This is a genomic window from Aeromonas sp. 600282 (assembly GCF_049175755.1).
In the GTDB taxonomy this organism is placed as follows: Bacteria; Pseudomonadota; Gammaproteobacteria; order Enterobacterales; family Aeromonadaceae; genus Aeromonas; species Aeromonas veronii_A.
Window position 1 is genome coordinate 94,099 of sequence record NZ_JAAKVR010000001.1, and the last position, 12,977, is coordinate 107,075.

At 54.1% G+C, this 12,977-nt stretch carries 18 protein-coding genes; 1 reads left to right on the forward strand and 17 read right to left on the reverse strand.

The window, feature by feature from the left end; translation table 11 throughout:
* Window positions 1–137 precede the first annotated feature (137 nt).
* Complete coding sequence (locus G5137_RS00420; protein ID WP_421254703.1) at window positions 138–2,783, forward strand: AAA family ATPase; 2,646 nt, start codon at window positions 138–140, stop codon at window positions 2,781–2,783.
* A gap of 289 nt (window positions 2,784–3,072) precedes the next feature.
* Here the strand turns inward: G5137_RS00420 and G5137_RS00425 are convergent, their stop codons facing one another.
* From G5137_RS00425 to G5137_RS00505, 17 genes are all read right to left on the reverse strand, one after another.
* Complete coding sequence (locus tag G5137_RS00425; RefSeq protein ID WP_421254704.1) at window positions 3,073–3,504, reverse strand: hypothetical protein; 432 nt, start codon at window positions 3,502–3,504, stop codon at window positions 3,073–3,075.
* A 235-nt stretch (window positions 3,505–3,739) separates the two neighbouring features.
* Window positions 3,740–5,197 (reverse strand): restriction endonuclease, encoded by a 1,458-nt coding sequence (locus G5137_RS00430; protein WP_421254705.1) that lies wholly within the window; start codon window positions 5,195–5,197, stop codon window positions 3,740–3,742.
* A gap of 370 nt (window positions 5,198–5,567) precedes the next feature.
* Entirely contained in the window at window positions 5,568–6,107 is a 540-nt protein-coding gene (locus tag G5137_RS00435; RefSeq protein ID WP_421254706.1) for an antitermination protein, read from the reverse strand.
* A gap of 86 nt (window positions 6,108–6,193) precedes the next feature.
* On the reverse strand, window positions 6,194–6,484 hold the full coding sequence (locus tag G5137_RS00440; RefSeq protein ID WP_421254707.1) for a hypothetical protein: 291 nt from the start codon (window positions 6,482–6,484) through the stop codon (window positions 6,194–6,196).
* A 62-nt stretch (window positions 6,485–6,546) separates the two neighbouring features.
* Entirely contained in the window at window positions 6,547–7,536 is a 990-nt protein-coding gene (locus G5137_RS00445; protein WP_421254708.1) for a DUF968 domain-containing protein, read from the reverse strand.
* Window positions 7,533–7,796 carry a hypothetical protein gene (locus G5137_RS00450; RefSeq protein WP_421254709.1) on the reverse strand — a complete coding sequence of 88 codons (264 nt, stop codon included), beginning with the start codon at window positions 7,794–7,796 and terminating at the stop codon, window positions 7,533–7,535. Before G5137_RS00450 ends, G5137_RS00445 begins: the two co-directional genes overlap by 4 nt.
* 127 nt (window positions 7,797–7,923) lie before the next feature.
* Window positions 7,924–8,226, reverse strand: a complete 303-nt coding sequence (locus G5137_RS00455) for a HigA family addiction module antitoxin (RefSeq protein ID WP_411633293.1) — start codon at window positions 8,224–8,226, stop codon at window positions 7,924–7,926.
* Between the two features lie 20 nt (window positions 8,227–8,246).
* Window positions 8,247–8,552: a type II toxin-antitoxin system RelE/ParE family toxin gene (locus G5137_RS00460; RefSeq protein ID WP_421254710.1), complete on the reverse strand. Its 306-nt coding sequence runs from the start codon at window positions 8,550–8,552 to the stop codon at window positions 8,247–8,249.
* 237 nt (window positions 8,553–8,789) lie between these two features.
* Window positions 8,790–9,599, reverse strand: a complete 810-nt coding sequence (locus G5137_RS00465) for a Bro-N domain-containing protein (RefSeq protein WP_421254711.1) — start codon at window positions 9,597–9,599, stop codon at window positions 8,790–8,792.
* Between the two features lie 102 nt (window positions 9,600–9,701).
* Window positions 9,702–10,091, reverse strand: a complete 390-nt coding sequence (locus G5137_RS00470) for a DUF4406 domain-containing protein (protein WP_421254712.1) — start codon at window positions 10,089–10,091, stop codon at window positions 9,702–9,704.
* Window positions 10,081–10,386 carry a hypothetical protein gene (locus tag G5137_RS00475; protein ID WP_421254713.1) on the reverse strand — a complete coding sequence of 102 codons (306 nt, stop codon included), beginning with the start codon at window positions 10,384–10,386 and terminating at the stop codon, window positions 10,081–10,083. Before G5137_RS00475 ends, G5137_RS00470 begins: the two co-directional genes overlap by 11 nt.
* Window positions 10,379–10,585 (reverse strand): hypothetical protein, encoded by a 207-nt coding sequence (locus G5137_RS00480; protein ID WP_421254714.1) that lies wholly within the window; start codon window positions 10,583–10,585, stop codon window positions 10,379–10,381. The genes G5137_RS00475 and G5137_RS00480 overlap by 8 nt, the downstream gene beginning before the upstream one ends.
* The gene (locus tag G5137_RS00485) at window positions 10,585–10,812 is read right to left on the reverse strand and encodes a hypothetical protein (protein WP_362789973.1); all 228 of its coding nucleotides are present in this window, start codon (window positions 10,810–10,812) and stop codon (window positions 10,585–10,587) included. Before G5137_RS00485 ends, G5137_RS00480 begins: the two co-directional genes overlap by 1 nt.
* Window positions 10,809–11,069: a hypothetical protein gene (locus G5137_RS00490; RefSeq protein ID WP_421254715.1), complete on the reverse strand. Its 261-nt coding sequence runs from the start codon at window positions 11,067–11,069 to the stop codon at window positions 10,809–10,811. The genes G5137_RS00485 and G5137_RS00490 overlap by 4 nt, the downstream gene beginning before the upstream one ends.
* Before the next feature lie 2 nt (window positions 11,070–11,071).
* Window positions 11,072–11,497: a hypothetical protein gene (locus tag G5137_RS00495; RefSeq protein WP_265061559.1), complete on the reverse strand. Its 426-nt coding sequence runs from the start codon at window positions 11,495–11,497 to the stop codon at window positions 11,072–11,074.
* A 49-nt stretch (window positions 11,498–11,546) separates the two neighbouring features.
* Window positions 11,547–12,641: a hypothetical protein gene (locus G5137_RS00500; RefSeq protein ID WP_421254716.1), complete on the reverse strand. Its 1,095-nt coding sequence runs from the start codon at window positions 12,639–12,641 to the stop codon at window positions 11,547–11,549.
* On the reverse strand, window positions 12,634–12,930 hold the full coding sequence (locus tag G5137_RS00505) for a hypothetical protein (protein WP_421254717.1): 297 nt from the start codon (window positions 12,928–12,930) through the stop codon (window positions 12,634–12,636). Before G5137_RS00505 ends, G5137_RS00500 begins: the two co-directional genes overlap by 8 nt.
* Window positions 12,931–12,977 lie beyond the last annotated feature (47 nt).

The window sequence follows — 12,977 nt, forward strand, 5'->3', positions numbered from 1 at the left end:
GTCTTTTGACACCGAGATGTTTCCCGCAAAAATCGAACAAGGCATTCCTAAAAAACGTTTTTACATAATAGAATGAGGCATCAGCTGACACCCCGCGCCCTACCGCATAATCGATAACAACCGCTACGAGAACTGACATGTCCAAGTCCCTAGTCGAATTCAAACGCTTCTTGGTCAAATCGGCCCCGAAGCTCACTGAAAACGAGAAAAAGCTAGCCAACTTGATTCTGGGGCGATTCGACGAAATCGCAGTGGTCGGAGCGGCCGGAGGCCGGCGCGGGAAAGCCTTGGCGAAACTGATCGTCGACGAAGGGGAGTCGGCGTCGCCTGTACTCGATATCGCGGCTGACGAAGCGAACACCAACGAGAGTGAGATTCTCCGGCTTACCAAAGTGGAGGTTGAGCATTTTCGGGGTTTTTCTGAGAAGCACACCTTCGAATTCAAAACACCTTACACGTTCGTCTTCGGGCCGAACGGGACGGGAAAGTCGAGTCTCTGTGAAGCTCTCGAATTCGGATTGCTCGCCTCGATCCACGAAGCGGATTCGAAGCGGATCCCCGTCACTGACTACATAAGGAACGCCACATCGAGGAAGTCGGCAAAACCCGTCCTGTACGGGGATACAGGGAAGGAGAAAGGAATCCAAGTACAAGCGGACGCCCGTAGTTTCGAATTCTGCTTCATCGAAAAGAACCGGATCGACGGATTCGCGCGAGTGGCGGCCAATACCCCGGCAGCCCAGCAGGCGCGATTAGCCGCTCTGTTTGGCTTGGAAGAGTTCAACTCGTTCGCAACGCAGTTCAACGAGAACATCGACTCTTACTTGGACTTAACGGGTAAAAAAGGGAAGGAACTCGCGGACCGAGCGAAGGGCATCGCCGGACACAAAGCGTTCCTTGAAGGCCTCCCGGAAAAAACCAAAGCCGCCGAAACGCGAGGCGCCGCGCTGCTTACGAAATATCCGGGGTGCAAGGACATCGAAGAAATCAAGGCCATTCTAACCGGCCCCGAGGGCAACGGCGGCAAACAAAAGGCGAACAACACCGAAATCGGCCACCTGCAGAACCTTAAAACAGCCGCAGATCCCGGGACGGACAGCATTCTGGCCGACGCCGACGAGCTGCTCCGGCTCATCAAAGAGAAGGCTGAATCAGAAGAGTTCCTCAAACAGTACAAAGAACAGCTTTCCCTTAGGGATCTTTACGGCGCGATCATGAGGAACCGCGAAAGGTTCGAGAACAAATGCCCCGCGTGTGCCTCCGACCTCTACCGCGACGGTCAACTCGCTGTTCCGCTCGATCCGTACGACAACGCGGAGGAAAAGCTGAAGCAATTCGACGCCGCCCTGATGGTCGAAGGGCGGATCAAGGAAGTCCGGGAGGCACTCAACCTCGGCTGGCGGGACCTGCTTTCGAAAATCGCCAGGCTTCCGGCATTCGCCGCGGCCATTGGGTTCGTCAGTGCGACCGAGATCAGCTCGTTCAGCACAGAGGCATCCGATGCCAAGAGTGCGATAGACATCGAGCTCTTCCTCAGAACCGTACCAGCCAAGCGCGAGCTCCTTCAGGCGCTAAAGGACGCAACCGCCACCCATAACGCAAAGGTCGAACAATCCAAAGCCGCGATCAAAAAGCTAGAAGACGATAACCTGGCGATCTCCAAGGACCTCGAGGAAATCGTGGCCATCTCGACCCTCGTTGCTGCGAACTCGAAGAGCGAGACGGAAGCAACGAAGGCTATAGAGATGTTCAACCGGGAAAACGAGGAGCTCATTAGGGAGGTGGAAGCCGAGAAACCAGGAATAGCCAGAAACCTGGGTTACAGCCTTGCTTACGCCTCGCTCCGCAAAAAGCTCTTGGCTTACAACGCCGAATTGCCCTTGGCCTTAGCCGCGGATCTCAATGAAAAGACCCTGAAGTTCTACAACGAGGTTAACAAGAACGACCACCCTTCCGACAAGCTCAAGTCCCTGAGGTTACCGACAGCCGCCGGGGAGAAGATAGAGATTGAGTTCGAGAACGGGGACAGGTGCGACGCGCTCCAGGTCCTCAGCGAAGGCCACATTCGGTGCCTCGGGCTAGCAATCCTGCTGGCGAAGATCACCAGGGATGGCCTCCCGTTCCTGATATTCGACGACGTAGTGAACTCGATCGACGACGAGCACCGGGGTGCGATCATCGACCTCATACTGAATCCGGAAGAGGTCGGCAAGAGGCAACTCATCGTCACGACTCACGGCGAGGACTTCGTGAAACGACTAGAGAATGCCGTGCCGATGAAAAAGTACAAGGAAACGGTGACTCGAATCGACTTCCTTGTGCCTTTCACCGCCAAGAAGATCGCAGTGAAGCTCGACTCGCCACGCCACTACCTCACTGTGGCGACCCGCAGCTACGAAGAAGGGCGTATACGCGACTCCCTGAGCTACATCCGGAAGGCCTTTGAAGAAGAACTCAACCGTCTCTGGAAGAAGATTGCCAATAAGAAGCTGTCGGCGCAGATAAGTATCGGGATGAGGGGGCCGGGAGACCCAGACCTCATGAGCTTGGCGACTGGGCTCTACCAGTTTCTCAACAGGAAGGACGTGACCGTATTCCAGGAAGCCGTGCCGCACCTGAACGAGATGCTTGGATACAGCGAGAAGCACAAAGTCGAGTGGAGCCACCTGAACAAGGGAACCCATGAGGAGGGCCGGGTAGAAGAGTTCGACGCCGTGATCGTTCGGCGCATGCTCGAGACCGTCGTCAAGCTCGACGATGCGATTGAGGCTCCGCAGGCCTGATGGTGATCATCTAATTTTGGACATCCCCCCGACATGCTTTCGGTTCTGGGCAGGTATATGGCGTTATAAGCTGGAATAACCTTACAGGCTAGGGTTGTTCCAGTCCTCAATTCGCGAGCGTGGCACTCACTCAAACTCACGCACATTGTTTGTTACAATGATCAGCACCTGACTACGGGCATGGGCCGCGATTATCTGGTCATAAGGCCTATCGCCTTTCCGGCCTTTGCCAGTTCGACTCGAAAAAATCCGTTGTATACTCCCATTATCGCCAGAATTTGAACTGCATTCACACTGCCGTCACCCGCTTATAGAACGCCGCCACCTCACTCTCCTGCACATGGCACCAGGCCAGTACGGCTGGTTTCAACGAGCTCCCAGCGGTGAAGGCATAAGCTTGACCCGCTTGGTCAACTGCTGCTGAAGAGACACCGACTTTGGCACCGGCTGAACCTTCTTGGGACTTGGCGTAACGTCGGGGTAAAGGCAGAGCACCTTGAAAGAACATCCGCTTGTTGGCCCTTCCTTGCTCCTTCAACCCAACACGAGCCTCTGCCACCAGCTCCACACTGTGCATCGTGCGCAGGTAAATCATGAGTTGGCCCGCTAGGCCACTGGGGATCTCAAACGCTTCGACGACGTCATAGAGGTCGAAGAACTCTGCGTGCAGTAGCCCCCAGCCCGCCATCTTCAGAGCTGGCGTTTTCAATTTGCTATTCATACTTTCCCAGCTCTTTAATAACGATTTCATTAAGGAATTAAGGAAAAGTGCCGATTTGCCGATATGGGCTGATGAAGCGAGAAACCAATAACTAAGTCTTGCTTCAACCCTCTATCTGAAACCAGCTTATCGTATTAGCGAAGATAAAATCTGATTCGGATCAACAAGATATAACCTCTAACTTAGTCTTGAAACACAAGAGTAAGAAATTGATAGATCACAGTATATTACAAGTTTATTCATCGTATAAGACTACATCAGGGTAGTTAGACATCAAATCAGGGTTTTCATCAAGCATGTTCTCAAGGTCTGCCCTATCCCAATAATCAACCCATATACCTTTTTTCCGTAAAACCTCGAAATGGTCAAATAAACTCCTCGCTATAGACCTAGACGATACAACCAACATACCATCTGCCTCAAAGCGATCGAGTGTATCCCTGATGCTTGGTACATCATTTTTTCCAATGTTTCTAGCCCAAGCCTTGCATTGAACAACAATTTTCCGTCTTGCAACTGGGCCTCTATCATCTGATTGAGGCATATCCGATAGGTCGGAAACATCCCAGATACAAATTAGATCAGCGTTAGAATCGGGCTCATTAGTAATTGAAGTTTGGCTAACTTTTACCACCCCCATTCTGCGACGGAGTAAGTCTCTAGTAAACTCTTCAAACCTTTCCCCATCAATTTTCTTAGCCCAAACATAGGCCCTCCCATTGAATAATACATCCTGCTCCCACTTCCTGCGATGAATTACCGCATGTTTCCCTTGGTTAAAAACTTGAGTGCCACAATCGCAGTCTAGAAAAACAATATTAACTTCACCTACAGCCACAAGTTTATTCTCGAGTGGGATATATAATATTTTTTCTAACTTTTCCCCCAGTAACTTGAATACACTTAAAGCATTATCAACAGAAGCGGACCTAAATGCATTGAATGTTTCGCCAGTCACATAAAATTCAAAACCATCACTAGAATAGCTCTTAACCTGACTTTTATCATTAATAAGATGCCTAAACATATATGCCATTTTTGGCGCATGTATAACTGATAGGTTTTTGCTTAAACAACGAAAATAATACCAGTTTGGATTCAGTCTTTTATTATATGAAATCAACTCTGACTTTATATTTTCACCTAAAGACTTAGCGATCGAAACAGCCCAAACATGAAGTCCAAGATCATTGTATATAGATTTTGCTTCAACATCATGGTTGCATTCGACAAAGTGATATAGACTAAATTCATAACTAGTCACTGCTTCAAGTATTCTATCAATAGTTTTAATCGTTGCATTTGATAATGGAAAAACACCTCCTTTGAACGGTTGAGAAAATGTTATATATCTCGCATACAACTCTGTTACGCTAATACAGCCATTTTCACCTTGCCCAAGAGGGTGTTCTAAGTCAAAAAGCTTACTAGATATGTTTACATTATGAATCCGTAAAAATAATGCGGGAAGGGTTGAAAAGACATCATTCATGTCAGTTCTATCCCCGGAGCCATCTCCTGATGTTGTGCGCGCATATAAATATATGCCCACATTATCGCCGTGGAACTCAATAGGAATAGTCAATAACGTTCCATTTCTATGGAAAACAAGCCTATCACAATTAACATATGATTCGTAGTGATGCTTTCGTGAAATTATATTTAAACCATCTAAAAAAGTATCTATTTTCATTTTCCCATCTTATTCTTGTTGACCATGTTAACGAGATAGAAACCGATTTTTCGTTCAATCCTTCAAAAGGTATCTATAAAAAACAGCCAAACATAACCAGGAAGTTTGGTCGCACTTTACCCTAAATCAATGCTATCGCATTGAAAAAACATGACAATCATAATTTACTAAATACTAGCCAAAGATCATAAAAATGAAAACAACTATAAATACTTGATTCAGCCTTTACTAGCATTAACCGCTTGTAATACTCCCCCTAATGCAGATCACTCCAAACCATCATGGACAAATTGCGATGATACCTGCCACGCACCAACTTCCCGTAAGTATCCGTGAGCCAGGCGCTGGGATATACGACAAGCCGTAAATGTTACAACGTCACCCGCTTATAAATCACCGCCACCTCGCTCTCCTGCACATGGCACCATGCCAGTACCGCCTGATAGAGCGGGTACCACTGCTGTTCCCACTCGCCGCGGGTAAGAGTGCCCAGCAGCGGCTCGATGGCACGGCGCACCTGAGTGCCCGGGATCGGGCGCAGGCCGGTACCGTTGCAGCGCGGGCAGGTCTTGTCGATCGCCTTGCCGTGCAGGCGGCTCAACTCCAGATCGCGGATCACCCCGCGCCCACGGCAGAACTGCGGGTGGCAGGCCGCCCCAGGGGTATCCACGGTACGGCAGAAGTGCTGCACAGCAAGCGCCGCAAGCGCCTTGAGCGCCATGCCGTGCCCCCGCGCCTTGTTGGCCCCCACGTACTTTGGCGCCACATTGCTGCAGTGGGCCATCACGCCGATCACCGCCTGCTTGTGGCTCTCTCTGTCCTTGGTGTAGCGGGCCATAATCAGCGCCAGGCCAACGGCCTCATATTTCTGCACCAGCCCCAGCGCCCCCAGCACATCTGCCTTGGTCAAATGACTTGCTCCTGTCGAGCGGGATTGAATGGCCTGGATCATCACCGAACGTGGGGCACCGATTGAGATTGCATATTCGAGCCGCATTAGAATGCCTCCAGTGACCAGTTGGCGCCTTTGCGCATCACACCGACGAAGGTGAACATCCAGTGCTGCTTGGCGGCCACCTTGATCTTGACCCGGGCGTCATCCTCCCAGAACCCCTTCACCTCGTGCAGCTCGATCAAGCCATCCTTGCCAACCACCATGAAGTCAGGGGTGTAGAAGGTCTTGTCGGCCAGCTTCAGCTTGAGCGGCTCAAACTCATAAGCGAGGATCTCCCCTGCAAGCATCAGCAAGCGCAGGTGATCGGCATAGGCCTGCTCTGTCTGGTTCATCTTGCCGGGCACCGGCCGTGACCGTGCCCTGCCCTTTACCGGCTTGTTCCCACTGTAAGGCGTCATCCAAACACTCCCAGGCCAGCGGCCTTGTTTAACGTCATCGCGACGTGAACCAGCTGACTGCCGTGGGTACGCTCCCACTGCTGCCAGCCTTTGTTGTGCAATTCCATGTGCGCATCGTGGCTGAGCGGAAAGGTCATCAGGTCGTTCGCCTTGCTGCCCATCACGCTTAGGCCGTGCCCGATCGCATGATGCGCCTCGACCCCCTCGGTCTGGCCTGTCACCACGCAGGGAAGCTGGCGCACGAACGCCAGATAGTTGGCAGACTCCAAACGCTTCATCTTTGGGCGGGGGATGTGCAGCATCGGCGGATCCGGGTCGATGGCCTTCACCGCCGGCTTGGCACGGATCTTGGGCCGCAGTTCAGCCAGCGGGTCCTGCGCCAGCAGCGCTTCCTGGTTCACCCGATAGCGGGCATCGGTCTCCCGATAACCGCGACCAGGCACAAGCACCCGTTCAGGCTCCAGCGGCGGCAAGCGGCATGCGTGGCGCACCACAGCGATCGGCAGATGCCCCTGCACTTTGTAAACGCTGGCCCACCAACAGAGATCCCTGGCCTGCAACTGTGCAAGCTGCACCCCGCACCACCCGGCAACCCGAGTCAGCAGCGCCCGCGCAATGGCAGTGGCATGCTTGGCGGGGTTGAATGGCAACTGACCATCCCGATATTCGTTATCGTGGTGCCAGCACAGGGGGAGCGGCAGCCCACCCATCTCGGCGGTGACGGTCTCTCCAACACACCCCTCGCCGATCAGGCACTGGCCCACGCTGCGCAAGGCCAGTTCGCCACCGGCAGCCTTGACGATATCGGGGTGAAGCAGCGAGCTGGCCAGCTCGGGGAACTGAGCCAGCAAATCGCCCCCCTCTGTGGCGGGTACCAGCATTGCCGGACGATTGCCAAGGGATGAGCGCAGCTTGGCCAACCCATCCCCTACCACCAGCAACACCATCCCCATCTCAGGTACAAAGACCGGATGGGTAGGGTTCACGCCAGCTTCTCCACCATCTCCAGCTTGTCGAGCAGCGGACCCAAGCGAGCGAGCAGCTGATAGCTGGCGCTGCGGCGCAGGGCGGCTGATTCTGAGGCGATAACGCGGCGGGCGGCCTCAGCGGCGGTCAGGCCAGGGCAGGCGCTATTGATAGAGCGGAACAGCTCGGCGCTCTCGTTGAGCGCGGTACCAGCCGGGTTGCTGGCCTGCTGTTGCAGATGGCGTGAACGGGCCGCACTGCGGCTAGTGAATTGACTCATAACCAGTACCTCACGGTAGGGGGATGAGGAAATCATACTAAAAATGCAAACCAAAAGTTAGCATTAAGAAAACAAAAACGGCCAAGAGATCTTGGCCGTTTTGTTCATTAATTAGCGACTTGAATGTCTATGCTGCGTCTTTGACAGGAAACTTGGTTACAACAGGGGTTTCCATGTTCTCAGCTTCCCAAGCATCCAGCGCAGCTTGCATATTGATCCACACAGCTACATTGCTTCCGGTTGCTTCAGCGATTCTTCTTGCAAGGTTTTGAGTGCAAGGCGAAGTGCCATTGCAGAACTTGCTCATCGTTTGTCTCGACAGACCGAGATAATCCGCTGCTTGTTGTATGCTGAGGCCCAGTCTAGCTAACACCCTACGCTTAAAAACAAGACCGGGGTGAGTAGGCTTTCTGATACGCTTCTCAGTCACGTTATGTACTCCAAATAAAACTACCGTTTTGCGATTTTCTTGCCATGATAATCGACATAGTCGACTACAACAGCCCCATCATCCTCTATCTCAAAAGTGATTCGCGTATTGCCGTTCACTTCCACACTGTAAACACCTGCCGCATGGCCCTTTTTTTTGGCGAATTGATCACCAAAAATTGCTCTCATATCTTGAGGATGGTGCGATGCATCAAGGGCATCGAGGATATCTCCGATGGCATCGATGTACATTGGGCTTAACCCACTTCGATCATCCTTGTAGAAGAAGTTTTTCAACCCCTTATGGCGGAAACTCTTGATTGCCAACCGTCAATCTCCACTTGACATGAATCGTAAACTATCAGTTTGCGTTCTGCAAATTAAAAAACCGATAGAGACCCACTAACGCAACTCTCAAAACGTGATCATCCATCTCCGTTCGACACACTATAGTATCGTGCCACAAACAATTTCTCTATCAGCAGTGGCAAATAGACATCACAGAAACAAGCCACTAAACGATCTTAATAAAACAAAAATATCAATAAAAATCAGAATCCTAAATCACGCCGCCACCTTCCCCAGCCCGACCTGGACCAACAGCTCGGCAAACCGGCTCTGGTACCAGTGCGGAGCAGTCTCTCGCTGACAGCGCGGATCCACGATGTTTTTGCCATAGCGCAGCCCAGCTGGCGTGATCGACCAGAACTCCTTCTGCTTATCCGGTGTCTTGGAAGAGGGGCGGGTCATCTTGACGATCAGCCCTTTCGACTCCAGCAGGGCGTTGAAGTAGCGCACCCCCATGGTCACCCCATGCTGCTTGAGCCCCTCGGTTGCCGAGAAGGTAGCCCGCGAACTGCCATCGGTGGCATCGCTCGGCGCATCGATGGCGTAGCTCGGGAGCAGATTGGGCAAGCCGTGCTGGCGCTGGATGGTCTGCAGCATGCCAAGCTTGCCGGAGTTGCTCACGTTCAGCATACGGGCGGCGGTCTCAACAAACAGCAACTCCACCTGCACCGCCTCCACATTGACCGCGGGGCTGGGTGCCATCTGGTAGTGGCCTACCTTGCGCAGAGATGGCAGCACCTCACCAGTGACCCAGCGCTTGAACGACTTGGCCGCCGGCAGCTTGCTACCGAAGATCAGGGCATAGACACCACCCTCATCGAGGAAGGATACCTCCTGAACTCCGCTGGTTGTGGGGGTGTCGCGTTTCACGACATCCCCCTCATCCACATGGCGCTTCACGGCATCCCGCGCATTGCTGTAGCCCAACGCCTTGCACACATCGACTGCGCAGAACAACACGCGCCCATCCTCCTGGATCAGCCGCACCTTGCCAAACTCCGCGCTGTCAAAACTCAACACCTGCATGTCACTCTCCCGATTGTCATGGATAGGGGTAGACCCAAATATTACTGTTTATTTATACAGGCAACAATCACCGTTTGTTAGGTTTGCAATACCGGGTCATCACTACACAACTAAGGGAAGGTGGCGCTTCACCCACAGCTCACCGACGACCTCTTCCACTTCAAGCTGCAGCAGTTCCAGCCCGAATGCATGAGCCCTTGTGAACTCCTGCCGCGCCCCCTTGCTCTGCTGCCAACCCGGCAAAAACGCAACAGCCTCACACTCCATCATCATGGGGATGGCGATCCGCATATAGGCGTCATGACTGAACCCGTCAGGCAAGATCGCCGGGTTCATTACCACTGCCCCCTGTACCTGGAGATACGCCTCGGCGGCGAAAAAGGCTGGCCGGTTGAACATCGGCAAACCGGTCATCGGCCCAGCGATATAGACCTTCACTCCAGTCAGGTCGATCAACCCCTGCTCGTTCAGCTCTTTCGGTTTAACAGTCATGATGGGCCTCCTCGGCCAGATCGCGATTCATGCGGTTCAGCTTCACCAGAACCGCCTTTGCCAACGCCAGGAACAGGGTGCCGCACCACACCACCGCCAGCAGCACGGCCCGCAGTGGTGCGAGTAGCAGGCGGGCGATCTGACGGGGGAACATCACCATCACCCAACCTGCCGTGATCACCCACACCACCGGCGCCTGTAGCATCTGCCACCCTACCCCGCCCTCATAGGGCACATGGGCCAGCACAAACAGCACCACAAACACATACATCAACAGGAAGAAGGCCTTAACCATGACTGGCCTCCCGGGTCTTGGCCGCCAGTTCGCTCAGCTCGCGGCAGGCCGATACCAACCGCGGCTCATCCTCGAACTCGTCACAATCGAGCTCTGGCCCAATCGCCTCTGCCATCCACTGGCGAACAGTGACCACCAACATGGCCAGCAACACCAGCCAGAGCAGCCCAATCAATCCAAACATCCATACCAGTTCCATCAACTCCTCCCCCTCCCGGCGGTGGTGTGGTGGGCGGCGCGATGGAGCGCCACCCCGACGATCTGGGCCACGTCAGCAGCCCACATATCAAACCCTTTTGTCATCAGCAGCACAGGGGTCTCGGTGCATTGCACACCAGCCAGCCTTGCCTGCTCGACCTCATCAATCCTGAGCACCGGTGCGAACCAGTCGCGGGTTGCCGTGTGCTGGGCGTAGTAGTGCATCATGACCCCACCCTCACCAGCTCGACAGCCTTGCCACGGATCCGCTCCGCCTCTGCCCGCACCTCTTCAGGGTCACCAACCACCAGGTAATAACCGGTATCAGTCAGGTATTCAGTCTCTCCGAACTTCTCCGGTGAAATTGCAACCTCGAGCTGCACTCGCTCCCCCACCCAGCCGCGCACCGGCGGATAGATGGCAACCCGGCAGAACTTCGCCTCACGCACATCGCGCTCGGCGACTTCACTGAATTGACTGGCCATCACTAAATCCTCCCTGTCACAGTGACACCTGCGCGGCGCTTATCGGATAAAATCGACTGCAACTCTGCGGCTACGGCATCATCAGTCACCAATTCATCAACCTTCCCCACCCGCAAATACACGCGAACAGTGGCCTCCATCTCGCATGCCCGAATCGATATGGTTTGCCCAGTTGGCACTACTGGTTGTGATGCAGCCAAACTGGTCATGATCGCCGCCTTCACCTCGGCGGGACGCGGGGCGAACTGGCGATTGGTATCGCTGGCCAGCGCCATCACGGCGTCGGTGATCTGGTCAGCCGTAAAACCGCTAAGCTGAAGGCCCCACGCCATCGCCACCCCGCGCACATTGCCGTCCAGCTGGTTGGCACTGGCAGGCCATAGACCAGCCATCAGCGGCAGCAGCTCCTCGGCGAGAAACATGGTCATGCCAGAGCTCACCTGCATGGAGCCGCGCACCGCAGGCATGGCCGCCGAATTACAGAGGTGTGTTGCGGTCATAGCTGACCCCCGCGTCACGCAGCGCACCGGCCGCTTGTTGAACCTTGGCTAGATTGGCCATCGACTTGTTTGCTACCGGCGCAACCAGGCGCTTGGCGTTGAGTTGGTCCCATTTTTGGCGCAGCTTCTGCGGTGACAGCACGTTGGCACACCAGAACGGATCCCGGCTCACCCAGTCGTACAGCTCGCAGATATCGCTGTGGCTACGATGGTCCAGCTCGCGCATCAGGCGGATCACGTTGGCCCATTGCGGCCAGTTCGGCTCCAGTGCAGTTGGGTTAATCCGCTGTACCCGGACAAACATCCACTGCGCGGCCTTCAGGTCTTCAGCTGTGCCCCATGCCTTGCCGTTCGTGGTCTGGATGGCGGCCTCAGGGATAACGCGGGTCTTTGGTTCGTCAGAGTCAGGCTCGGTGGTGGTTTGTTCTGCAGAAACAGGCTCAGCTGCGATGAGCTGTTCACTCCGCTGGTCGAAGCTCGCGTCAGCGAGTTGCGACAAAGAGGGTTTAAGATCTGTCTTTATGTTCTGTATGTTCTTACTGATATAGTCTTCGGCTTGTTGTTCGGCGGGTAAATCCGCGCCGCCAATTAGAGAACCTGCCTCAAACCCCAGTGCTGGCGAGCCCTCAGAATCAGCGCCATATTCCGCGCTAAATATTTGTGATAATCCGCGCTGATACGCATCGAAATTGAGCAGGGTGACGATGGTGTAACCACCCTTGCCACGAGAGCCAACGCAGCTGATCGCCCCGTCAGCCTTGAAGAACTCCAGCGCTCTGCGGGCCTGATCTTCAGAGATGCCACAATCCTGCCCCAAACTCTTGGCAGAGCACACCAGCTGGCCGCGAGAGAGCTGCACACGCTTGCCTGCAAACACCACTGACCGCTGTTCATGGGCTACATCGAGGATCAGGTGGAACATCACCGCCTTCTTCGCCACATCGCGGTACCATGCCGCATTCTTCATGCTGCGATAGAACAGGCGAAATCCGGTGCGGGCATTCTCATCCACGTTGCAACCTCGTTGAATTGGGGCGACCACAGATGCCGCCAATCTAACTACCTCACCCATGGCGAACCTCCTGCAGATGCTGCAGCAGGCATTGCAGATGGCGCAGGGCCTGCTCGGCGGTAACCGGGATCTTAAGCCCGCTTTTCAGGCTGCCGTAGACCAGAAATGTGCCGCTGGTACCATCAACCAGGCGCGGCAGTACCTCGGGAATCACGTTGCGCCGGGTGGTGCCATTGCAGCTCCCGCACGATTTGACAGGGGGGTGAGCACGAGACCACGCATTAATCTCGTCCAGCTCCGCGGCATCCCACACTTGCCCAATGGGCTTGATATCCGTATGATTTTCCATGTTCACATCCTCGTTCGATGCTTGAACCATGGCCCCGACTGTTGACG